Annotated in this window: 20 protein-coding genes; 7 read left to right on the top strand and 13 right to left on the bottom strand. The window is 65.5% G+C overall.

Annotation, left to right across the window (positions count from 1 at the left end):
* Window positions 1-39: 39 nt before the first annotated feature.
* The 4 genes from D6C00_RS00255 to D6C00_RS00270 all read right to left on the bottom strand — a co-directional run bounded on the left by D6C00_RS00255 (window position 40) and on the right by D6C00_RS00270 (window position 4,797).
* Window positions 40-519, bottom strand: coding sequence for a universal stress protein (locus D6C00_RS00255; protein WP_125179780.1), 480 nt, complete (start codon window positions 517-519; stop codon window positions 40-42).
* A 7-nt stretch (window positions 520-526) separates the two neighbouring features.
* A complete protein-coding gene (locus D6C00_RS00260; protein ID WP_125179781.1) occupies window positions 527-2,365 on the bottom strand; it encodes a SulP family inorganic anion transporter in 1,839 nt (612 codons plus the stop codon).
* 462 nt (window positions 2,366-2,827) lie between these two features.
* The gene (locus D6C00_RS00265; protein WP_125179782.1) at window positions 2,828-4,123 is read right to left on the bottom strand and encodes a sensor histidine kinase; all 1,296 of its coding nucleotides are present in this window, start codon (window positions 4,121-4,123) and stop codon (window positions 2,828-2,830) included.
* Entirely contained in the window at window positions 4,123-4,797 is a 675-nt protein-coding gene (locus D6C00_RS00270) for a response regulator transcription factor (RefSeq protein ID WP_125179783.1), read from the bottom strand. The genes D6C00_RS00265 and D6C00_RS00270 overlap by 1 nt, the downstream gene beginning before the upstream one ends.
* A gap of 224 nt (window positions 4,798-5,021) precedes the next feature.
* Here D6C00_RS00270 and D6C00_RS00275 point away from each other — a divergent pair, with 224 nt between their 5' ends.
* From D6C00_RS00275 to D6C00_RS00305, 7 genes are all read left to right on the top strand, one after another.
* Window positions 5,022-6,146 carry an aminotransferase class V-fold PLP-dependent enzyme gene (locus tag D6C00_RS00275; protein WP_125179784.1) on the top strand — a complete coding sequence of 375 codons (1,125 nt, stop codon included), beginning with the start codon at window positions 5,022-5,024 and terminating at the stop codon, window positions 6,144-6,146.
* Window positions 6,147-6,325: 179 nt separating this feature from the next.
* Complete coding sequence (locus D6C00_RS00280) at window positions 6,326-7,249, top strand: YiiX/YebB-like N1pC/P60 family cysteine hydrolase (RefSeq protein ID WP_125179785.1); 924 nt, start codon at window positions 6,326-6,328, stop codon at window positions 7,247-7,249.
* A 32-nt stretch (window positions 7,250-7,281) separates the two neighbouring features.
* On the top strand, window positions 7,282-9,630 hold the full coding sequence (locus D6C00_RS00285) for an acyl-CoA dehydrogenase (protein ID WP_125179786.1): 2,349 nt from the start codon (window positions 7,282-7,284) through the stop codon (window positions 9,628-9,630).
* Window positions 9,627-10,916, top strand: coding sequence for an acetyl-CoA C-acetyltransferase (locus tag D6C00_RS00290; RefSeq protein ID WP_125179787.1), 1,290 nt, complete (start codon window positions 9,627-9,629; stop codon window positions 10,914-10,916). The genes D6C00_RS00285 and D6C00_RS00290 overlap by 4 nt, the downstream gene beginning before the upstream one ends.
* Window positions 10,913-12,943, top strand: a complete 2,031-nt coding sequence (locus tag D6C00_RS00295) for a 3-hydroxyacyl-CoA dehydrogenase NAD-binding domain-containing protein (protein ID WP_125179788.1) — start codon at window positions 10,913-10,915, stop codon at window positions 12,941-12,943. The genes D6C00_RS00290 and D6C00_RS00295 overlap by 4 nt, the downstream gene beginning before the upstream one ends.
* A 7-nt stretch (window positions 12,944-12,950) precedes the next feature.
* On the top strand, window positions 12,951-14,768 hold the full coding sequence (locus D6C00_RS00300) for an AMP-dependent synthetase/ligase (protein ID WP_125179789.1): 1,818 nt from the start codon (window positions 12,951-12,953) through the stop codon (window positions 14,766-14,768).
* A gap of 2 nt (window positions 14,769-14,770) precedes the next feature.
* A complete protein-coding gene (locus D6C00_RS00305; RefSeq protein WP_125179790.1) occupies window positions 14,771-15,154 on the top strand; it encodes an acyl-CoA thioesterase in 384 nt (127 codons plus the stop codon).
* A 162-nt stretch (window positions 15,155-15,316) separates the two neighbouring features.
* Here the strand turns inward: D6C00_RS00305 and D6C00_RS00310 are convergent, their stop codons facing one another.
* From D6C00_RS00310 to D6C00_RS00350, 9 genes are all read right to left on the bottom strand, one after another.
* The gene (locus D6C00_RS00310; RefSeq protein WP_125179791.1) at window positions 15,317-15,676 is read right to left on the bottom strand and encodes a PilZ domain-containing protein; all 360 of its coding nucleotides are present in this window, start codon (window positions 15,674-15,676) and stop codon (window positions 15,317-15,319) included.
* A 136-nt stretch (window positions 15,677-15,812) separates the two neighbouring features.
* Window positions 15,813-16,616, bottom strand: a complete 804-nt coding sequence (locus tag D6C00_RS00315; RefSeq protein WP_125179792.1) for a TatD family hydrolase — start codon at window positions 16,614-16,616, stop codon at window positions 15,813-15,815.
* A gap of 104 nt (window positions 16,617-16,720) precedes the next feature.
* Window positions 16,721-17,065: a PilZ domain-containing protein gene (locus D6C00_RS00320; RefSeq protein ID WP_125179793.1), complete on the bottom strand. Its 345-nt coding sequence runs from the start codon at window positions 17,063-17,065 to the stop codon at window positions 16,721-16,723.
* Window positions 17,062-18,057: a DNA polymerase III subunit delta' gene (locus tag D6C00_RS00325; RefSeq protein WP_125179794.1), complete on the bottom strand. Its 996-nt coding sequence runs from the start codon at window positions 18,055-18,057 to the stop codon at window positions 17,062-17,064. Before D6C00_RS00325 ends, D6C00_RS00320 begins: the two co-directional genes overlap by 4 nt.
* An 82-nt stretch (window positions 18,058-18,139) precedes the next feature.
* Window positions 18,140-18,763, bottom strand: a complete 624-nt coding sequence (tmk, locus tag D6C00_RS00330; RefSeq protein ID WP_125179795.1) for a dTMP kinase — start codon at window positions 18,761-18,763, stop codon at window positions 18,140-18,142.
* A complete protein-coding gene (locus D6C00_RS00335) occupies window positions 18,760-19,359 on the bottom strand; it encodes a pseudouridine synthase (RefSeq protein WP_125179796.1) in 600 nt (199 codons plus the stop codon). Before D6C00_RS00335 ends, tmk begins: the two co-directional genes overlap by 4 nt.
* A gap of 223 nt (window positions 19,360-19,582) precedes the next feature.
* The gene (locus tag D6C00_RS00340) at window positions 19,583-19,891 is read right to left on the bottom strand and encodes a c-type cytochrome (protein ID WP_125179797.1); all 309 of its coding nucleotides are present in this window, start codon (window positions 19,889-19,891) and stop codon (window positions 19,583-19,585) included.
* A gap of 163 nt (window positions 19,892-20,054) precedes the next feature.
* Window positions 20,055-20,279 carry a hypothetical protein gene (locus D6C00_RS00345; RefSeq protein ID WP_125179798.1) on the bottom strand — a complete coding sequence of 75 codons (225 nt, stop codon included), beginning with the start codon at window positions 20,277-20,279 and terminating at the stop codon, window positions 20,055-20,057.
* A gap of 92 nt (window positions 20,280-20,371) precedes the next feature.
* On the bottom strand, window positions 20,372-21,679 hold the full coding sequence (locus tag D6C00_RS00350; protein ID WP_125179799.1) for a citrate synthase: 1,308 nt from the start codon (window positions 21,677-21,679) through the stop codon (window positions 20,372-20,374).
* Between the last annotated feature and the right edge of the window lie 14 nt (window positions 21,680-21,693).

The following is a 21,693-nucleotide window of genomic DNA, read 5'->3' on the forward strand; positions in this document are numbered from 1 at the left end:
TGCCTTCAAATGGAACCGCCGTCGAAATGTCGGAGTGCATCAAGCCCCGCCCCGCAGCGGCATGTCGATTGTCGGCATGCGGATACCCGTCGGTGCCGTGCCTGCAGCGAACAGCTGGCAGTGCGGGTTGACGGACTGCAGGCGCTGTTCGAGTCCGGTAAGTTTACCCAGTATGCCCCAGCGGGACTGCCCGGTGACCACGTAGGCCGCATGACGCTCCTCCGCCAGGCGAATGATCTCTGGCTGCAGTCGACCCTCGACCACGATGATCTCGGCCTGCCCTGCCCCAGCATGCTGCAACAGTCCGCGTAGCCAGGCGCCTGTTGTACGGGCCGTTTCCCGGCTGGCCTGGCTCGGGCTGATGAAGGGGGAATAGCCGGCCTCGACTTCGGACTCGTCCACGACATGGACGACCAGCAAAGGGGCCTGGCAGAGTCGGGCCAGATTGGCAGCCCGACGCACGGTTGTTTCAGCCTTGCGGTCGAGATCCACGAAGGTAATTACGGATTGCTGTTTCATCGATTATTTATCCCTGGTTGGAGTCATCGGCACCGGGACGCGCCGAGCATTCGCGGAAGATCCGCCTGCTGCAGTTGCGGCAGATATCGGGATCGAGCTTGTCGACCACCGTGCTGATGGTCGCGGTCTTGCCGGGGAAGATGTTCTCTCTGCCGATCTCATCGAGATAGCCCCCACGTTCGAGAACTGAACGCACCTCCGGTTTCAGACGGATCAGATACAGTCCCCCACCGGCTGCACGTCGCTGCCTGGCCTCCTGCGCCAGCAACTCCGCGCCGGCGAGGTCGATGAAGTTGATCCCGGTGGCGGAGATGGCGACATGCCGCTGCTGCGGCGTCTCGTCCGTGATGCGCGCCAGGGATTCTGCGACATGATTCACGGCGCCGAAGAACAGCGAACCATCCAGGCGGGCAAGCTTGAGCTGAGGACACTCCGGCAGTGAACTGTCGGTCACGAAATTCCGCTTGGGCGTCATCGGATTGGGTACCCGTGGGAGCAGCCGCGGACGCGAGGTGCGGTTGATATAGAGCGCGAGCGACAACAGCACACCGGTGAGGATGGCGAATTCCAGTTCCAGAAACAGGGTCGAAAAGAAGGTCACGGCCAACACGGCCGTTTCCTGGCGGCTGGTCCTGATGATCTGGCGGATATGATGGAAATCAATCAGTCCCCAGGCCACCAGGAACAGGATGGCGGCCATGGCCGCGTTCGGCAGATAGGCGGCCAGGGGAGCCACCAGCACGATAACGCCCGCCAGCAGGGTGCCGGCAAAGACAGCGGCAAGCGGTGTTTTCGCGCCGGCCTGGAAGTTCAGTCCGCTGCGATTGAAGGAGCCGGTCGCCACGTAGCCGGAGAAGAAACTGCCGGCGATGTTGGACAGTCCCTGGCCGATGAACTCCTGATTACCGTCGAGGCGCTGATGGGCCCGGGCGGCCAGCGAACGTGCAATGGACACCGCCTCGGTGAGCGCGAACAGTGTCACCGCCAGTGCCGCCGGCGCCAGGTCCTTGATGGTCTCAAGATCGAATCGGGGAGCCGACAGGGGCGGCAGGCCGGAGGGCAGCGCCCCGACAGTCGCGATCTGTCCGGGTGCGGTACTGCCCCAGCGGGAAAAGGCCACGCCGGCGAGACTGCCGATGACCATGGCAGCGATCATATAGGGGATTCGTGGCCAGCGCTGCTTGACCACCAGTCCGCTCAGCAGCGTCACCGCCCCTACCCCGACCACATAGGGATCGATCTCCTGCAAATGCAGCGCCAGATAGTTGAGTGTCTCGTGCAGATGCAGCCCCCGCGGCATGTCGATGCCGAAAAAGTGCTTGATCTGATTGGAGGCGATCAGCAATGCCGCGCCGGCGGTGAAGCCGACCACGACCGAGTGGGAGATGTAATTGATCAGCGTACCCAGACGCGCAACCCCCATGGTGATCTGCAGCGCGCCGACCATCAGGGTCAGTGTCAGGGCCAGGCTGACATACTCGGCGGTCGCCGGTTCGGCGAATACGCTCAGGCTGGAGAACACCACGATGGAGGCGGCGGTGGTCGGTCCCGAGACCAGGTGCCAGGACGAGCCCCACAGGGCCGCCACGATGGCAGGCACTATGCCGGCATAAAGACCGTATTCCGGCGGCATGCCGGCGATGGAGGCAAACGCCACGCCCTGCGGCAGCACGACAATCGCACCGGTCAGGCCGGCGATGAGATCGGCGCGCAGGGTCTGGGGATTGACCCGATGCCACCAGCGGAGGAAGGGAAACAGACGGATCAGCCACAGCGGGCAGGCTCGGGCGCTGCCGGCGGCGGATGGCTGCTGTAGCGCCTCTGTCCGGGCGGGGACGCTGTTCATGAACGCTCCTGTGTGAATTTTCGAGACTGCAGCCCACGACCGTGCCGGTGCAACGGAAAGGCCCCGCCGTCGGCCACGGGGACGCCCCCGTCATCGGCGACGGATGTCCTCACGGCGTGCGGCAGCGCGCCACCATCGGCGCCCCAGCCCGGCACCGTCCTGCCGGCAGACTCGCGCCGCGCCTTGTGCTGTGTCCGGGCGCTGCGGCAGGCAGCACCTCCGCAAAGGGCCGCGCAAACGGCCACACCGAGCAGTAATCCAGGCATGGACATACAGTTCCCCTGGGTTGGGATACATGGAAAGCGACGAACACCGGTGCCGTACCATAGCCGGCACGGGTCGGGTCAATGCGGGGAGTACGTTAACAGGGAGGGGTTCAAGGGAATGTAAAGCCAGGGTGAAGAATAGGTGAAAATGCAGTGAGGCGACGGTCCGGGCCGCTCCCCTGCCCTGCGGCTTTCATCAGGCGGTAGCAGGATTCGGTGCAGTCGCGGTCGTTCCGGATGGTTTGAGGATCAACTGGAACAGGGCCCCGCCCTCGGGGCGGTTCTGAACCGATACCGACCATCCCTCGCGGTCGGCAATACGTTTGACCAACGGCAGGCCGATGCCGGCACCGCGGGTGGCGCGTCGTGAACGCTCACTGTGTTCGAACAGGCAGTCCAGGTCCTGCGGCGGCAGGCCCGGGCCGGTATCGGCGACACTGAGCACTCCGCCCTCGAGGGTGATGGTGACATTGCCGGACTCGGTATAGGAGAAGGCATTGCGCAGCAGATTGCCGATGGCAATGGTGAGCAGGGGGCGTTCGACATCGAGCGTGAACGGCTGGCGGATATCCACCGACAGCGTCACCGGCTTCGGCGCCAGCAGATAGCGATGCTGTTTGATGACTTCCTGCACCACTTCCCCGACCTGGCACTCGGAGTGGTTGCGCTTTTCCCTCTCCAGCATCAGCAGCGTTGAGGTCAGATCGCTCATACCGTGCACCGTGCGTGCGATCCGCTCCAGCTGCTGCCGGGCCCGGTCGTCGAGTCCAGGTCGCCCCTGCAGGATCTCGACCGCGCCCTGGATCACGGCCAGCGGCGTGCGCAGTTCATGGCTGGCGTCGGCGGAAAAGGCCCGTTCCCGTTCAACAAAGGCGCGCAGGCGCTCCAGATAGCGCTCGAAGGCATGTGCCAGTTCGGCGACCTCGTCGTGTGCCAGACCCTCGGCGAAGGGGGAATGCAGGTCGTCCGGAGAGCGTTCCCGCACGCGTCTGGCCAGTTCCCGTACCGGGGCGATCACCCGGCCGGCAAGCCACCAGCCCCCGGCGGCGGCGAGCAGACTGGTGACGAGGATGCCGCTGATCAGCACTATCAACAGTTGGCGTTCTCGCTGCTCCACCTGACTGCGGTTGTGCAGCATGATCAGCTGCATCTCCCCTTCCCGCACCACCGCGGCATAGTAGGGAATCCCGTCCACGCTCACCTCCGAGCGCCCTGCGGGCAGCCCGCGGAGTTCCGACGGCCGGTTATCGGTGCGGTCCTCGCGGACCAGATAGCCGCGGACCGTGGCGGTCATGGGTGGCAGTGAATCGGGATTGCGTTCGAGTCGGGCACGGTAATCATCGATCTCTGCTGTCAGCGCCTCGTCGATCAGGCGACGATCCAGATCCCGGACCGTGATGTAGACCCAACTGCCGAGCGCGAGGCTGACGCTGCCGCCGATCAGGGCGAAGCCGACCATCACGCGCAGACGTAGACCGAGCCTGTATATCATCACTCGGTCGCGAGCCGGTAGCCGAAGCCGCGCACGGTATGCAGCAGCGGTCGCGAAAACGGCCGGTCGATGATTGTACGCAGCTGGTGGAGATGGCTGCGCAGCGCGTCACTGTCCGGCGGCGAGTCTCCCCAGATGCTGCGCTCCATCTCCCGGCGGCTGACCACGTTCGGCGAGCGTTCCATCAGTAGATGCAAGAGTTTGAGTGGAATGGGCGGCAGTTCGAGCGTGCGGCCGGCCCGGGTCACCTGCCAGCTCGCCGTATCGAGCGTCAGATCAGCCACCTCGAGGCGCTCGCCGCGCGCTTCGCCATGAGGATTGCGTCGCAGCAGGGCCTGCAGCCGCGCCTGCAGCTCGAGCATCGAGAACGGCTTGATCAGGTAATCGTCCGCCCCGCTGGCAAAGCCGTCAAGTTTGTCCTCCAGGCTGTCGCGGGCGGTGAGCATGATAATGGGGGTCCGCCGATTGGCGGCGCGGAGATTGTTGCAGACTTCCAGCCCGTCGATCCCCGGCAGCATGAGGTCGAGCACGATGGCATCGTAGTCATTGTCCAGGGCGAAGCCGAGGGCGGTATAACCGTTGTAGGCGATGTCCACCGTATGGCCGCCCCCTTCCAGGAACTCGGTCAGATTCGCCACCAGATCGGGGTTGTCCTCGACAACAAGAAGCTTCATTGAGTTGTGCCAGTGATAATGGTGATGAGCCGGCCCGCCTGCACCTCTACCGCGGTGCTGGTATTACAGCTCCCGGCGAACAAAACTGTGCATGACGAGCCGTATGCAGACTATATCACACCCTGCTGCTCTCCCCGGCGGACGGCAATCCGGGTGCGGTTGTTTGCCAGCCGATAAACGCCATGGCAAGCTGATCACTTCTGCTGAGACTGCCGGAAAAAATCATGCAAATCGAAGCGCTGGAGCACGAGTTCGAACTCGCCTCGGACCTGATCTATCTGAACCATGCGGCTGTTTCGCCGTGGCCAAGGCGTACCGCAGCTGCTGTCAGGGCCTTCGCCGAGGAAAATCTGCACGAGGGCTCGCGCCATTATCTGCAATGGCAGCAGACCGAACAGCGGCTGCGCGAACGGCTGCAGCGGCTGATCGGGGCGCGTGGTGTGGATGAGATAGCGCTGCTGAAGAACACCTCGGAAGGCCTGTCCTTCGTCGCCGCCGGACTGGACTGGCACTCCGGCGACAATGTCGTGATCACCAACCAGGAGTTTCCCTCCAACCGGGTGGTCTGGGAATCGCTCAGGCCGCGTGGCGTGGAGGTCCGTTATGCCGATGTCTCGGTTGAGGATCCGGAACAGGCGGTGATCGATCGGGTCGATGATCGCACCCGCCTGGTGGCGCTCAGCGCAGTGCAGTACGGCACCGGCCTGCGGCTGGATCTGCGGCGTATCGGGCGGCACTGCGAGGATGCCGAGGTGCTGTTCTGCGTCGATGCCATTCAGCAGATCGGCGCCCTGCCCTTTGATGTGCGCGAGGCGCGGGCGGACTTCGTGGTCGCCGATGGGCATAAATGGATGCTGGCGCCGGAGGGACTGGCGCTGTTCTACTGCCGGCGGGAACTGCTGCAGAAACTGCAGCCGCTGGAATACGGCTGGCACATGCTGGCCGATCCGGGCAATTTCGACAATCCTGACTGGCAGGTGGCCGCCGATGCCCGCCGGTTCGAATGCGGCAGTCCCAACATGCTGGGGACATACGCCCTGGAGGCCAGTCTGTCGCTGCTGGAAGAGATCGGCATGGACCGGATCGGCGAGGCGGTGCTGCATCGTTCGCAGCGGATTGTCGAGGGGGTGCGGACGCGCTTCGATCATTATGAGCTGATCACCCGTACCCAGCCGGAACGCCTGGCCGGCATTGTCACCTTCCGGCCGCTGCAGGAGCCTGTGGACGACCTGTTCCAGCGTCTGCGCGCGGCCGGGGTGCAGTGCGCCCAGCGTGCCGGTGGTATCCGGGTCTCACCGCATGCCTACACGCCCTTGAGCGTCATCAGGCGCTTCCTGGAGTTGCTGTAAGGAGCTGCAGCAGATTTGCAGCCCGGGCTGAGCAATGTGATGGACATAACACTATAATTACGTATTGAATTCCCGGGCGCTCAGTTTCGGCGCGCCAGGCCGCTATACTTGAAGTAAGGCAACCTTCAGTAGTCCGGGGAGTCAAACCAGAGAGGCAGGACACACGGCGGGAGCAGCGCATGGCGCGAGGACTCAAGGCCTGGATCGCCACACGAATCACCCGCTGGCTGACGACCGAGTCGTCCGCCGAGCAGACGCCGCTGTGTGACTTCGAACGCCTCAGCTACGAGATCCGCCCCGCCGACGTGCTGCTGGTCGAGGGCCGGGCCCGCGTCAGCAATGTCATCAAGAACATCACCCAGAGTCCCTGGACCCATTCCGCGCTCTACATCGGTCGCCTGGCCGATATCGACGATCCCAACGTGCGCGAGCATGTCTCCTACCTGTTCGACGGCGATCCCAACGACCAGCTGGTGATCGAGGCCCTGCTGGGCCAGGGCACCATCGTCAATCCCCTGCACAAGTATCGCCATGATCACCTGCGGATCTGCCGGCCCACGGACCTGTCACGCAGCGATGCCCAGGAAGTCATCCGTTATGCCGTCAATCATCTGGGCTGCGATTATGATATCCGCCAGCTGCTGGACCTGGCGCGCTTCCTGTTCCCCTACGGTATTCTGCCGCGGCAGTGGCGCTCCTCGCTGTTCGGGCACAATGCCGGCATCCCCACCCGTACGGTCTGTTCCTCCATGCTGGCCGCGGCCTTCGATCATGTGCGCTTTCCCGTCCTTCCGGTAGTGCAGAAACGCGAGGATGGCGCGCTGCGGTTGTACAAGCGTAATGCGCGTCTCTACACGCCGCGCGACTTCGACTACTCGCCCTATTTCGAGATCATCAAGTATCCCTATCCGGGGCTGAAGGACCGGGCCCTGTACCGTGATCTCCCCTGGGAAGAGGAATATATCTGCCAGGACGGACGTGACCGCCTGGTCAGACTGCTCGATCTTGACGAGACAAAACAGTATCCGGGCGCAACGTCATCCGCACCACAGGTGAGGACGGATGACGAAGTTTCCCTGGACGCCGCCGATCATCGCGGCTGACTGTCTGTACTCCTGCGCACGGGAGAGATGTTATGCCGGAGACAATCCTGTGGATCCTGCTGCTCTTTCTGGCCGCGCTGGTACTGTTGGCAGGGGTGGCGGACTGGCGCCGCCGCGTCCTGATCCGACCCCTGTTTCGAACCTTCAAGCGGATACTGCCGCCGCTGTCGCAGACCGAGCGCGAGGCACTGGAGGCCGGTACCGTGGGCTGGGACGGCGAACTGTTCAGCGGCCGGCCCGACTGGAATGCCCTGCACCGTTACCCCGCTTCGCAGTTGAGCAATGAGGAGCAGGCCTTCCTCGACGGCCCGGTCGAGGATCTGTGCCGACGTCTCGACGACTGGCGCATCACCCATGAGGACGCTGATCTTTCACCCGAGGTCTGGGACTTCATCAAGCAGCAGGGCTTCTTCGGCATGATCATTCCCCGCCGCTACGGCGGGCTGGATTTCAGCGCCCGGGCCCACTCCGAGGTGGTGATGAAGCTCGCCAGCCGCAGCCTGACCGCGGCGGTGACCGTCATGGTGCCCAACTCGCTGGGTCCGGCCAAGCTGCTGCTGCACTATGGCACCCCTGAACAGAAGGACTATCACCTGCCGCGTCTCGCCCGCGGCGAAGAAGTGCCCTGCTTCGCCCTGACCGGCCCCGAGGCCGGTTCGGATGCCGCGTCCATTCCGGATACGGGAATCGTCTGTTTCGGTGAGTACGAAGGCGAGCGGGTGCTGGGGATCCGGCTGAACTGGGACAAGCGCTACATCACCCTGGGACCGGTCGCCACCCTGCTGGGACTGGCCTTTCATCTCCACGACCCCGACGGCCTGCTGGGCAGCGAACCGGACGTCGGCATCACCCTGGCGCTCATCCCCACCGACATGCCCGGCATCGAGATCGGGCAGCGCCACTATCCACTCAATGTCGCCTTCCAGAACGGTCCCAACCGCGGCCGCGATGTCTTCATCCCATTGGACAAGGTCATCGGTGGCCGCGACGGCCTGGGCCAGGGCTGGCGCATGCTGATGCAATGTCTGGCCGATGGCCGCTCCATCTCCCTGCCGGCGCTGGCCACCGGTGCCGGCAAGCTCTGTTCGCGCGCCACCGGTGCCTACGCCGCCGTGCGCAAGCAGTTCAAGCTGCCCATCGGCCGCTTCGAGGGTGTGCGGGAGGCGCTGGCGCGCATCGGCGGCAATGCCTACCTGATGGACGCCGCGCGCGAGCTCACCTGCAGCGCACTGGACAATGGCGAGACGCCCTCGGTGGTCTCGGCCATCGTCAAGTACCACCTGACCGAACGCATGCGCGAGACGGTCAATCATGCCATGGACATCCAGGGCGGCAGCGGCATCTGCCTGGGCCCGCGCAACTATCTGGGCCGGGTCTACCAGGCTGTGCCCATCAGCATCACGGTGGAAGGCGCCAACATCCTCACCCGCAGCATGATCATCTTCGGTCAGGGCGCATTGCGCAGTCACCCCTATGTGCTGCGCGAGCTGCAGGCGGTACAGGACCCGGACCCGGAGTCCGGTCTGCGGACCTTCGATCGCGCCCTGACCGCGCACCTGCGCTGGGGCCTTGGCAACGCCGTGCGCACCTTCTGGTATGGTCTGACCGGTGCCAGGCTGATCCCGGTCGGGTTTCGCCCCGGCGGTGAGCCGGTGGCCGCTTACCGCCGGTTCACCCGCCTGAGCACGGCCTTTGCCCTGTGTGCGGATGTGGCCATGTTCAGCCTGGGCGGCAGCCTCAAGCGCCGCGAACGCCTGTCGGCCCGGCTGGGCGATGTGCTCAGCCATCTCTATCTGGGCAGTGCTGCGCTCAAGCGCTTTCACGATCAGGGCTGCCCGATCGAAGACCGGCCGTTGGTTGAATGGGTCTGGCAGGAATGCGCCCACCGCGCCCAGGAGGCACTGCTGGCCCTGTGCGACAACTTTCCCAACCGCTGGCTGGGCCGGCTGCTGCGGTTCTGGGTGTTCCCGCTGGGTCGCAGTTTCGCGCCGCCCCCGGATGCCCTGTGCGACCGGGTGGTGGAGCTGCTGCTGCAGCCCGGTCCGGCCCGCGACCGACTCACCCGGGGACTGTTCATCCCGGACGGCACGGGCGATGCCCTCGGTCGGCTGGAGGATGCGCTGGCCAAGGGCGTGCGGGCCGAGCCGGTGCTGTGGCGTATTCGCGAGGCCATGCGTGCGGGCACACTGACGAGCGACGACCCCGAGGCCCGTGTCGATGAAGCGGCAGGGGCCGGTGTGATCACCGAGGCGGATGCCGTACGGGTGCGCGAGGCCGTCGCGGCCCGGCGCGAGGTGATTGCGGTCGATGCCTTCGACCCGGCAGACTTGGGCCGTGGGGAGTATGGCGGACACACACGCACACAGGCGGAGGCAGGATGAATCCGGTTTACATCGTCGACGGACTGCGCACACCCTTTCTCAAGGCCCGCAATGCCCCCGGCCCCTTCAGTGCGGCCGACCTGGCCGTGCATGCCGGCCGCGCCCTGCTGCTGCGTCAGCCGTTCGCGCCCGCTGCCTTCGACGAGGTCATTGCCGGCTGCGTCATGCCCGGCCCGGACGAGGCCAACATTGCGCGGGTGGTCGCGCTGCGCCTGGGCTGCGGCGAGCGGGTGCCGGCCTTCACCGTGCAGCGCAACTGCGCCTCCGGTCTGCAGGCACTGGACACGGGGCTGCGCAACATCGCCCTGGGCCGGTCCGAACTGGTGCTGGCCGGCGGCATCGAGGCCATGAGTCATGCACCGGTGCTGTGGAGCAGTGCCATGGTGGCCTGGCTGGGCGGCTGGATGCGGGCACGCTCCCCGGGCCAGCGGGCGAAACAACTGGCCCGGATGCGCCCCGGCTACCTGAAACCTGTTATCGGTCTGCTGCGCGGCCTGACCGATCCGGTGGTGGGTCTGTCCATGGGGCAGACGGCCGAGGTGCTCGCGCACCGCTTCGGTATCAGTCGCGAGGCCATGGATGAATACGCCCTGGCCAGCCACCAACGTCTCGGCGCGGCCTATGACGCCGGCCGCATGGACGAGGTCGAACCCCTGTATGCGCCTGACGGCCATTTCTGGTGCGAGGACGACGGCCTGCGCCGCGACACCAGTCTGGAGCAGCTGGCCGGACTGCGGCCGGTGTTCGACCGGCCCTTCGGCAGCGTGACCGCCGGCAACAGCGCCCAGGTCACGGACGGTGCGGCCTGGCTGGTCCTGGCTTCGGAGGCCGCGATCGAGCGCCATGGCCTAACCCCGCGCGCCCGCATCGTCGACAGCCACTGGGCCGGCCTGGACCCGGGCCAGATGGGTCTGGGGCCGGTGCATGCCATGGCGCCGCTGCTGCAGCGCCACGAACTGGGTACAACGGACATCGACTACTGGGAGATCAACGAGGCCTTCGCCGCCCAGGTGCTGGCCTGCCTGGCGGCCTGGCAGGATGCGGACTACTGCCGGGAGGAACTCGGCCTGGAGTCGGCCTTCGATCCCATCCCGCGCGAACGCCTGAATGTGGATGGCGGCGGCGTCAGCCTCGGCCATCCGGTCGGTGCCAGCGGCGCACGCATCGTACTGCATCTGCTGCAGGTGCTGGAACGCGAACAGGCCCGTCGCGGCCTGGCGTCGCTGTGCATCGGCGGCGGCCAGGGCGGCGCTCTGCTGATCGAACGCCCGGAGGCAGGGGCATGAGCTGGCGGGACTGGAACCTCGAGACCGACGCCGCCGGCATCGCCTGGCTGACCCTGGACCGGGCCGATGCCGGCACCAATGTGCTGACCGAACAGGTGCTGGATGAATTCGATCAGGCCCTGGACCGGCTCGAACAGTCGCCGCCCGCCGGGCTGGTCATCCGCTCGGCCAAGCCCAACGGCTTCATCGCCGGGGCCGACGTGCGCGCCTTCACCCAGCTCGAATCCCGTGATCAGGCCCTTGAACTCATCCGCCGCGGTCAGGCCGCCTGCGATCGGCTGGAGACCCTGCCCTGTCCCACTCTGGCCCTGATCCACGGCTTCTGTCTGGGCGGTGGTCTGGAACTGGCCCTGGCCTGCCGCTATCGCATCGCCGTTGATCAGCCCAATACCCGCCTCGGTCTGCCCGAGGTGCGGCTGGGCATTCACCCCGGCTTCGGCGGCAGCGTGCGCTCCATCGCCGCCATCGGCGCCCCGGCCGCGCTGGATCTGATGCTGACCGGGCGCAGCGTCTCGGCCCGCCAGGCGCGGCGGCTGGGGCTGGTTCAGCATGCCGTCCCCGAGCGCCATGCCGGGACCGCCGCGCGGACGGTTCTGCAGGAAGGTCGCACCCTCCCCCGGCTGGCCTGGTGGAAACGCGTGGCTAATCATAAATTGATGCGCCCATTGCTGGCCGCGGTCATGCGCCGCAAGGTCGCGGCGAAGGCCCGGCCCGAGCACTACCCGGCGCCCTATGCCCTGCTCGACCTGTGGGTGAAACACGGCGACGACCGCCGGGCTATGTTCGCCGCCGAGGCCGAATCGGTCGCCGACCTGATCCGGGGCGAAACGGCGCAGAACCTGGTGCGGGTGTTCTTTCTGCAGGAACGGCTCAAGGGGCTGGCGAAGGGGAATAAGCCTGAACCCACCCATGTGCATGTCATCGGCGCCGGCGTGATGGGCGGCGACATCGCCGCCTGGTGTGCCCTGCAGGGCTGGCGCGTGACCCTGCAGGACCAGTCCCCCGAACGCATCGCGCCCGCCGTCGGCCGCGCCGGCAGCCTGTTCCGCCGGCGGCTGAAGACCGACCGCGAAGTCACCGCTGCCCTGGACCGGCTGATCCCGGACCATCGCGGGCAGCATGTCGGGCATGCCGATGTGGTGATCGAGGCCATTTTCGAGGACCGCGAAGCCAAGCAACAGCTCTATCAGGCGATTGAGCCGCGGTTGAGACCCGATGCCCTGCTCGCCACCAACACCTCCAGCATCCCGCTGGAGGAACTGGCCACGGCGCTCTCGCGACCGGAGCGGCTGGTGGGGCTGCACTTCTTCAACCCGGTGGCGCGCATGCAGCTGGTCGAGGTGGTGCGCGGCGGGCAGACGGCGCCGGAGGTGTTCGAACGCGCCCTCGCCTTCACCCGCGGCATCGACCGGCTGCCGCTGCCGGTGGCGAGCAAGCCGGGCTTTCTGGTCAACCGCATCCTCATGCCCTACCTGCTGGAGGCGGTCGAGCTGGTGGAGGAAGGTGTACCGCCGGCGCGTATCGATGCCGCGGCGCTGGAGTTCGGCATGCCCATGGGGCCGATCACCCTGGCCGATACGGTGGGGCTGGACATCTGCCTGCACGTGGCACGCATCCTGGGCGAGGCCTTCGGCCTGGCGGTGCCGGTACGGCTGGAACAGCTGGTCGCGGACGGCCATCTTGGCAGGAAGTCCGGCCGCGGTTTCTATCGCTATCACAAGGGCAAACCGATCAGGACCCGGGTCACCGCCAGCACCGTGCCGCAGGATATCGAGGCGCGCCTGATCATGCGGCTGCTCAACGAGGCTGCTGCCTGTCTGCGCGAGGGCGTGGTGGAGGACAGCGACCTGCTGGATGCCGGCATGATCTTCGGCACCGGCTTCGCCCCCTTCCGCGGCGGGCCCATGCACTATGCCGGGGATCGGGGCGTGGAGGACATTCTGATACAGTTGCACGATCTGGAGGCCCGCCACGGCGAGCGCTTCGCACCGGACCCCTGGTGGGAACAAAGACACGAGACTGACTGAGACCGACATGGGCAGACGCGATGTCATCACCCCGGACGAGGCCGGCACTCTGGCCGGCCTGTTCCGCGAACGGGTCCGGCGCTCGGGCGATGCCGAGGCCTACCGTTCCTTCAACCCTGACAGTGGCGCCTGGGAAAGCCTGAGCTGGAATGCCATGGCCGCGCGTATCGCGCACTGGCAGGCCGCGCTGCGGCGCGAGGAGCTGCAACCGGGCGACCGGGTGGCCCTGATGCTGCGCAATTCACCCGAGTGGGTGCAGCTGGACATCGCCGCCTCCGGCCTGGGGCTGGTGGTGGTGCCGCTCTATACCCAGGACCGGGCGGAGAACATCGCCTATATCCTGCAGAACGCCGGCGTGAAGCTGCTGTTGATCGGCGACGACGAGCACTGGGATCTGCTCGGGTCGGTGCGTGACGAACTGGGCTTTCTGCGGCGCATCGTCAGCGTGCGGCGCTGCAGCGATCCCGGTCACGAGCCCCGGCTGCAGTGCCTCGACGACTGGCTCGGTGCGGCGCCGGACACGGATGGCCCTGATGCCCTGCATGTGAAGCCGGTACCTGCGGACAGCCTGGCCACCATCGTCTATACCTCGGGCACCACCGGCCGGCCCAAGGGCGTGATGCTCAGTCATGCCAACATCCTGTGGAACGCCCATGCCTCGCAACGCATGGCCGCGGTCTATACCGATGACCTGTTCCTGTCCTTCCTGCCCCTGTCACACACCTTCGAGCGCACGGTGGGCTATTACCTGAGCATGATGTGCGGGGCGGCGGTGGCCTACAACCGCTCCATCCCGGAACTGGCCGATGACCTGCTTGAGATCCGTCCCACGGTGCTGATCTCGGTGCCGCGCATCTTCGAGCGGGTCTACAACAGGATCCAGGCCCAGTTGGAGGAGAAGTCGCCGCTCGCCCGCGCGCTGTTCGACACGGCCGTCGATGTCGGCTGGCGCCGCTTCGAGCACCGCCAGGGCCGGGCCGGCTGGTCCCCCGTCCTGTTGGCGTGGCCGCTGCTCGATGCGCTGGTGGCGCGCAAGGTGATGCAGAAACTTGGCGGACGCATGCGCCTGGCCATCAGCGGCGGCGCGGCCCTGCCCCCGGATATCTCGCGGCTGTTCATCGGCCTGGGACTGAACCTGCTGCAGGGCTACGGCCTGACCGAGACCAGCCCGGTGCTGTGCGCCAGCACTCTGGAGGACAATGTGCCCGACAGCGCCGGCCTGCCGTTGCCGGATGTGGAGGTGCGTCTGGGCGAGGGCGACGAGCTGCTGGTGCGCAGTCCCGGTGTGATGCTCGGCTACTGGGACGATCCGCAAGCCACCGCCCGCATGATCGACAGCGAGGGTTGGCTGCACACCGGCGACAAGGTGCGCGTCGGTGAAGACAACCGGGTCTGGATCACCGGGCGCTGCAAGGAGATCATCGTGCTGTCCAACGGCGAGAAGGTCCCGCCCGGGGACATGGAAATGGCCATCGCCATGGATCCGCTGTTCGACCAGGTGCTGGTGCTGGGCGATGAACATCCCTTCCTCGCCGCGCTGATCGTGGTCAACCCGGACCAGGCGCGGCTGGAACTCAAGCGCCTGAACCAGGACCCGGACGCCGCCGACGTGCTGAACCGCGATCCGTTCAGGTCGCTGGCCCTGGCGCGGGTGCATGAACGGATCAAGGCCTTCCCGGGCTATGCCAGGATTTATGAAATCACCTGCTACTGGGAACCCTGGACCATCGAGTCCGGGCTGCTCACCCCGACCCTGAAATTGCGCCGCGACCGGGTGGTGGAGAATGCCGTCGAGGATATCAGCCGCATGTACGCGGGGCACTGAGTATGGCGGAAACGGACACCGATAGCCGCCAGCCCGCCCTCCGGGTGGTGGCCTCGCCGCAGGACACCAATGCCGCGGGCGACATCTTCGGCGGCTGGATCATGGCGCAGGTGGACGTGGCCGGCAGCGTGGCGGCCTACCGCCGCGCCGGCGGCCGGGTGGCCACGGTGGCGGTGGACTCGCTGCAGTTCCACCAGCCGGTGCTGGTCGGCGACCTGGTCAGCTGTTATGCCGAGGTGGTGAAGGTGGGCAACACCTCCATCACAGTGCATGTGGAGGTATTCGTGGAGCGGGATTCGCGCGCGGGCATCACCCGGCTCAAGGTCACCGAGGCCAACCTGGTTTATGTCGCCCTGGACGAGAACGGGAAGCCGCGGCCGGTGTGATTATTTCACCGAGGAAAACCCCCGGCTGTGCCGGGGGACCGAGCGCCGGTGAGGATCCCCTTTTCCCGTCATTCCCGCGAATGCGGGAATCCATTGGCCGCGGTGGTTTCTGGATCCCCGCTTTCGCGGGGATGACGAGTAAATTGCCGAAAAGACGTCCTTTCAGGCCGCGTCGGTCGCTGTCAGCAGCCGATCCTGCCGCTGCTCCATCCGCTGGTAGTAGAGAATCTCCTCGATCACCGCACAGCTGATGCCGTCGCCGGTGTCGAAGCGCACCGCCACCCCCTGCTCGTCCCAGCGGGCCACCTCGCCGGTGGCCTGGCGCGAGATCCGGCACCAGCCGGTGTCGATGCCGAAATTGAGCTGCACCAGCGAGCCGGTGGCGGGATAATTGCCGCCTGCGATCTCGACGAACAGGCTGCACGGGCCTAGGTCGCGGATACGCCCGCGGCAGTTGCCGTGCAGGTGCCGGATTTCCACGTCGATGCAGGTTTCGGTACGGTCGTGACTGCGTCGGTCCATTTCCGCCCCCTTGATATTTTTCTGCGTTCAGGGCGTCCGTGCGTGCAGGAGCCCGCGCTCATGCGCGGGCGGTAAAGGCGTTAGCGGAAACGGCGGGATAATCTTTAACAGGATCTGCACCGCCGGAGCCCGGGACTCAGGCCGAGACCCGATATTCCTCCCGGGTGGAGGGGAACAGCCGGAAGAAGTTCTCGGTGGAGGCGGCGATCAGGTCCTCCACCGGTTCACCCCGGGTCTCGGCCAGGGATTCGGCCACGAAGCGGACATAGGCCGGCTCGTTGGGCTTGCCGCGCCTGGGCACCGGAGCGAGATAGGGCGAGTCGGTCTCGATCAGGATGCGGTCGGACGGCACCTTGCGCGCCACCTCGCGCAGGGCCTCGGCGTTGCGGAAGGTGACAATGCCGGAGAAGGAGATGTAGAAGCCCAGGTCCAGGGCGGCGCGGGCCATCTCCCAGGTCTCGGTAAAGCAGTGCAGGATGCCGCCGGGTTCTTCCGCATGGCCTTCCCGCAGCAGGGCGATGGTGTCCTCGCGGGCGTCCCGGGTATGAACCACCAGCGGCTTGTCGCAGGCGCGTGCGGCCTCGATGTGGGTAGCGAAGCGGGTGCGCTGGATCTCCTGAGCGTCCGTCTCCTTCACATAGTAATAGTCCAGCCCGGTCTCGCCGATGGCGACCACGCGCGGGTCGTCGGTATGGGCCAGGATGGCCTCGACGGTGGGCTCCTGCGGCACCTCGTCGGTCGGATGCACACCGACCGAGACGCTCACGTCCGGCTCGGGTTCGATCAGTTCGCGCATGGCCGGATAGGCCTCGAGGCTGATGGAGATGCACAGGAAGCGCCCGACCCCATGGACGCGGGCCGCGTCCAGGGCCTGGCCCAGGCCAGCGGGGTAGCGGCTCAGGTCGAGACGGTCGAGATGACAGTGGGAGTCGATCAGCATGGTATATGAATACATCCGGCTGCAGACAACGGCCGTGTAGTCTAAGGTTTTTGGCGCCGGATGTTTACCCATGCGGTGCGGGGTTATTCCCGCGCCGAAGAGGGTTACATGGTATGGGTCGGCCGTTCGGCCTTGAGCGCGCCGGCGAGATAGGTCTCGATCTTGTTGCGGGCGCTGCCACCGTCCTGGTCACTGAACTGCACGCCGATGCCGGTCGCGCGGCTGCCCTGTGCGCCCTTGGGCGTGATCCAGATGATGCGCCCGGCCACCGGCAGCTTCTCGCCCTCGTCCATCAGGGTCAGCAGCATGAAGACCTCGTCGCCGAGCTGGTAGCTCTTGTTGGTGGGGATGAACAGGCCGCCGTTCCTGACGAACGGCATGTAGGCCGCGTACAGCGCGCCCTTGTCCTTGATGCTCAGTGAAAGTATGCCTTGCCGTCCGGGTTTCATGCGCGTTTGCGTCTCCTGCGGGGTCTGCCCGCTGCCGTCCAGGCGATCAGCAGGTCCTCGATCAGCGCCTGCCGGTTGACCGGGGTCGCCGCCAGGCGCAGGGCCTGCCAGACCTGCTCCAGTAGATTGTGCAGGGTGACCGGGTCCATATCCTCGGTCATATCCTGCATGGGTTCAAGCAGGTCGGGATTGCGTATCGCCGTCTCGCCCTGCTGCAGGCGTATCAGATCCATCAGCCACTGGCTCATCCATTCCAGCGGTGCCGTACCCGCCTCGCCGGCCCAGTCGGCGGCCACCGCGACCGCGTCCTGGCGGCCGTCGATCAGCGCCTGCCACTGATCGAACCAGGCCCGGCGCTGCGTCAGATGCTCGCCCTCGGCCAGCGCCAGTGCGGTCAGCGGCGCACCGTCGGCCAGGGCCAGCAGCAGGTCCGCATCGCCCTCCCCGACCCGGGCCGCCAGCCAGTCCCGGGCCAGCGCGGCCGGCGGCGGGACAAGCCGCAGCCCCTGACAGCGGCTGCGGATGGTCGCCAGCAGCCGCGAGGGCTGGTCCGTGATCAGCACCAGTACCGTGTTATCGGTCGGTTCCTCCAGGGTCTTGAGCAGGCTGTTGGCCGCGGCGGTGTTCAGCCGGTGCGCCCCTTCGATACGGGCCACCTTGAAACCGCCCTGATGACTTTTGAGTCCGAGCCGGGCGGTGAGCTGACGCACCGGGTCGATCCGGATCTGGGTCTTGCCCGGCTCCGGCACCAGACTGAGCGCATCGGGATGGGTGCCGGCTTCAAACTGCTGGCAGGCGCCGCACTGGCCGCAGGCGGTCCCGTCCGCGGCCGGCTGCTGGCACAACAGGCTGGCGGCGAAGGCGTCGGCCAGGTCCTGCTTGCCGATGCCGGACGGGCCCTGAAACAGGTAGGCATGGGCCAGCCGGCCGGCCTGACGCTGGGCCTGGAGCTGCTGCCAGGCGGTTTGATTCCAGGGATAGATTTCTTTCATTAATAGTATATTACAGATAAATAGTGAAGTATATTATCAGGTATATTCAACTGCGATTTCTTACTCCCGTCATTCCGGCGCCTCAATCATCCAGCAGTCGCTCCAGGGCCTGGCGGATTCCGCTCTGAACGGCCTCGAGTTCCTGCCCGGCGTCGATGACGGCGAAGCGTTCCGGTTCGACCCGGGCCCGGCTCAGGTAGCCCTGGCGGATGCGCTCGAAAAACTCCAGATTCTCCTGCTCGAAACGGTCTGGATCACTGCGGTTACCGGCACGTTCCATACCGATCTCGACAGGAACATCGAGCAGCAGCGTCAGGTCGGGGCGCAGTCCGCCCTGCACCAGCTGTTCCAGCTCGGCGATCCGTTCCAGCGACAACCCCCGGCCGTAACCCTGGTAGGCATAGGTGGCGTCGGTGAAGCGATCGCACAACACCCAGTCGCCGCGCTCGAGCGCCGGGCGGATCACCTTGTCCAGATGCTCGGCACGGGCGGCGAACATCAGCAGCAGCTCGCAGTCCGGGTGCATGCCCCGGTGGACCGGGTCCAGCAGCAGGCCGCGCACGGCCTCGGCCAGCGGTGTGCCACCGGGTTCTCGGGTCGTGATCAGTGATTTATTTTTTTCTTTAATTAATGATTCTATATAGTTGATATTTGTCGTTTTACCGACGCCCTCCCCGCCTTCCACCGTAATGAATCTGCCCTTCATGACCGGCCTCGCTGAGCGGTTCCGGGCGGCGTGCGTTCACGCCGGGGGGCCGTTCCGGTCCCGGGCTTGCCCACACAGCGGTACTGGCCGGGGGCCAGCTCACCGAGGGTCCAGCGGCCGATGCGGTAGCGGATCAGGCGCAGGGTGGGATGGCCGATGTGGGCCGTCATGCGCCGGACCTGACGGTTGCGCCCCTCCTCGATCAGGAGGCGCAGCCAGCAGGTCGGGACCGACTTGCGGTAGCGGATCGGCGGCTCGCGTTCCCATACCTCGGGCGGTTCGATACGTTTCACCTGCGCCGGCAGGGTCGGGCCGTCCCTGAGTTCCACCCCCCGGCGCAGCTGGTCCAGAGCGGCCTCCTCCGGGATCCCTTCCACCTGCACCCAGTAACCCTTGGCCTTGCCGAATTTGGGGTGAGACAGCTGATGCTGCAGCCGGCCCTCGTCGGTCAGCAGCAGCAGGCCCTCGCTGTCGAAATCCAGCCGCCCGGCCGGATAGACGTCCTTGATGGGGATAAAATCCTGGAGGCTGGCTTTGTCGCCCTCGCGGCGGAACTGGGACAGGACCCGGAAGGGCTTGTTGAACAGGACGATCATGCGCTTATTGTATGGAATCCGCCGGTCACTTGCAGCGGAAAAAGACCTCAACGCAGAGGCGCGAAGGCGCAGAGAACGCAAAGGTCTGTTATTTCATGAACATCGTAGGTCGGGTTAGCCCGAAGGGCGTAACCCGACGTCCAGGCATTGCGTTGAAGGGATTTTAAACAAAAAGAACCGGGCGCGAGGCCCGGTTCCGGATCCGTCAGACTGTGGATCGGTCTTACTTGGACTGCTCGATGATGTAGTCGACCGCAGCCTGCAGTTCCTCGTCCGAACAGTCCATGCAGGTGCCCATGGGCGGCATGGCGTTCAGGCCTTCCTTGGCGTGCTTCATGATGGTGTCCATGCCCTGCTCCAGGCGCGGGGCCCAGGCGGCGGCATCGCCGACCTTAGGGGCACCGGCGGCACCGGTGCTGTGGCAGGCAAAGCACTTGCTGTCATAGACTTCCTTGCCGCTGCGTTCGGCCAGTGCCAGCCCGCTGCTTGCGGCCATTGCGCCGGCGAGGGCCGTAATGATCAGCTTCTTCATTGCAGTATTCTCCTGTAGTTGGGGATAAGCATACACCGGATATTTATCGGGCAAATATACTCCGAATGGACCGGATTTCAAATATAAGGCTTTGATTCAACAATTTTATCCATTGATGAAATAAACTTTTGCCGGATCTGTCTGACAGCCTAGCGCAGGCCGGTTAAACAGAACCTGAACGGTGTCTGCCCGTATCCGCCGCCGGACGGCTGAAGATCTCCACCAGCCAGAACAGATAGCTGTAGAACAGGGCCGCTACGGCGAGGTTCAGGGCCGTGGCACCGGCCGCGCCGGCCACGCCCTGATACAGCGCCAGACCAGTGAAGGCCAGCAGTCCGGCCAGGATGTTGAGGTACAGGAACGGGCGCAGCCAGTGACGCAGGTTCATGGTGATGTCTCCGGTGGTGTCGGGATGAGCCAGAGACTAGTCGCCCGACCGGGTCCGGTACCTTGACCCGCATCAAATCCTCTGTCCGACGATCATCCGCCGCGCTGGTCGAGCGGCAGGTAATCCCGCCGGGAATGGCCCACGTAGAGCTGGCGCGGGCGGCCGATGCGGGAATCGGGGTCGTCCATCATTTCCATCCACTGGGCGATCCAGCCCACCGTGCGCGACATCACGAACATGACCGTGAACATGCTCAGCGGTATGCCCAGCGCGCGCAGGATGATACCGGAGTAGAAATCGACATTGGGGTAGAGGTTGCGCTCCTTGAAGTAATCGTCCTCCAGCGCGATCCGCTCCAGCTCCAGGGCGATCTCGAACAGTGGCTGGTCCCGGGTCGAGCCCAGTTCATTCAGCAGCTCGTGACAGGACTGACGGATGATCTTGGCCCGCGGATCGTACTGCTTGTAGATGCGGTGGCCGAAGCCCATCAGCCGGAAGGCATCGGACTTGTCCTTCGCCCGATCCACCAGACCGGGAACGTCCCTCACCGACTCGATCGATTCCAGCATCTGTACCACGGCCTCGTTGGCACCGCCGTGGGCCGGTCCCCACAGGGAGGCGATGCCGGCCGCGATGCTGGCGAAGGGATTGGCGCCGGAGCTGCTGGCCAGACGCACGGTGGAGGCGCTGGCGTTCTGCTCATGGTCGGCATGCAGGATCATCATCAGGTCCAGCGCGCGCGAGGCTACGGGATTGGCCGTGTAGGGTTCGGAAGGCACGGCGAACATCATGCGCAGGAAGTTGTCCACATAGCCCAGGCTGTTGTCCGGGTAGATCAGCGGCTGACCAATGGAATGCTTGTAACTGGCCGCGGCCAGGGTCGGCATCTTGGCGATCATGCGGTGGGCGGAGATCTCGCGGTGACGCGGGTCGGTCACATCGGTGGAGTCGTGGTAGAAGGCCGACAGTGCCCCCACCACGCCGACCATGATGGCCATGGGATGGGCGTCGTAGCGGAAGCCGTCGTAGAAGCGCAGCAGGTCCTCGTTGACCATGGTGTGGCGGGTGATGATGTCGCGGAATTTCTCCATCTGCTTCGTCTCGGGCAGCTCGCCATAGAGCAGCAGGTAGCAGACTTCCAGGTAATCGCTGTGCTCGGCCAGCTGCTCGATGGGATAGCCGCGGTACAGCAGGGTGCCCTCGTCGCCGTCGATGTAGGTGATGCTGCTGCGACAGCTGGCCGTGGCGGCGTAGCCGGGATCATAGGTGAACATGCCCAGACCCTGGTGCAGCCCCTGGATGTTGATCACATCCGCCCCGTGAGTGCCCTGGCTGACGGGCAGTTCGACCGATTTTCCGGTGCGGTTGTCGGTAACGGTTACGGTATGTTCCTCACTCATGTCTCATCCCCTGC

The organism is Thiohalobacter thiocyanaticus (genome assembly GCF_003932505.1).
Lineage (GTDB): Bacteria > Pseudomonadota > Gammaproteobacteria > Thiohalobacterales > Thiohalobacteraceae > Thiohalobacter > Thiohalobacter thiocyanaticus.

Bases quoted from the DNA above. Each gene is read 5' to 3' on its own strand.
- D6C00_RS00255 (WP_125179780.1), bottom strand. From the start codon at position 519: ATGAAACAGCAATCCGTAATTACCTTCGTGGATCTCGACCGCAAGGCT.
- D6C00_RS00260 (WP_125179781.1), bottom strand. From the start codon at position 2,365: ATGAACAGCGTCCCCGCCCGGACAGAGGCGCTACAGCAGCCATCCGCC.
- D6C00_RS00265 (WP_125179782.1), bottom strand. From the start codon at position 4,123: ATGATATACAGGCTCGGTCTACGTCTGCGCGTGATGGTCGGCTTCGCC.
- D6C00_RS00270 (WP_125179783.1), bottom strand. From the start codon at position 4,797: ATGAAGCTTCTTGTTGTCGAGGACAACCCCGATCTGGTGGCGAATCTG.
- D6C00_RS00275 (WP_125179784.1), top strand. From the start codon at position 5,022: ATGCAAATCGAAGCGCTGGAGCACGAGTTCGAACTCGCCTCGGACCTG.
- D6C00_RS00280 (WP_125179785.1), top strand. From the start codon at position 6,326: ATGGCGCGAGGACTCAAGGCCTGGATCGCCACACGAATCACCCGCTGG.
- D6C00_RS00285 (WP_125179786.1), top strand. From the start codon at position 7,282: ATGCCGGAGACAATCCTGTGGATCCTGCTGCTCTTTCTGGCCGCGCTG.
- D6C00_RS00290 (WP_125179787.1), top strand. From the start codon at position 9,627: ATGAATCCGGTTTACATCGTCGACGGACTGCGCACACCCTTTCTCAAG.
- D6C00_RS00295 (WP_125179788.1), top strand. From the start codon at position 10,913: ATGAGCTGGCGGGACTGGAACCTCGAGACCGACGCCGCCGGCATCGCC.
- D6C00_RS00300 (WP_125179789.1), top strand. From the start codon at position 12,951: ATGGGCAGACGCGATGTCATCACCCCGGACGAGGCCGGCACTCTGGCC.
- D6C00_RS00305 (WP_125179790.1), top strand. From the start codon at position 14,771: ATGGCGGAAACGGACACCGATAGCCGCCAGCCCGCCCTCCGGGTGGTG.
- D6C00_RS00310 (WP_125179791.1), bottom strand. From the start codon at position 15,676: ATGGACCGACGCAGTCACGACCGTACCGAAACCTGCATCGACGTGGAA.
- D6C00_RS00315 (WP_125179792.1), bottom strand. From the start codon at position 16,616: ATGCTGATCGACTCCCACTGTCATCTCGACCGTCTCGACCTGAGCCGC.
- D6C00_RS00320 (WP_125179793.1), bottom strand. From the start codon at position 17,065: ATGAAACCCGGACGGCAAGGCATACTTTCACTGAGCATCAAGGACAAG.
- D6C00_RS00325 (WP_125179794.1), bottom strand. From the start codon at position 18,057: ATGAAAGAAATCTATCCCTGGAATCAAACCGCCTGGCAGCAGCTCCAG.
- tmk (WP_125179795.1), bottom strand. From the start codon at position 18,763: ATGAAGGGCAGATTCATTACGGTGGAAGGCGGGGAGGGCGTCGGTAAA.
- D6C00_RS00335 (WP_125179796.1), bottom strand. From the start codon at position 19,359: ATGATCGTCCTGTTCAACAAGCCCTTCCGGGTCCTGTCCCAGTTCCGC.
- D6C00_RS00340 (WP_125179797.1), bottom strand. From the start codon at position 19,891: ATGAAGAAGCTGATCATTACGGCCCTCGCCGGCGCAATGGCCGCAAGC.
- D6C00_RS00345 (WP_125179798.1), bottom strand. From the start codon at position 20,279: ATGAACCTGCGTCACTGGCTGCGCCCGTTCCTGTACCTCAACATCCTG.
- D6C00_RS00350 (WP_125179799.1), bottom strand. From the start codon at position 21,679: ATGAGTGAGGAACATACCGTAACCGTTACCGACAACCGCACCGGAAAA.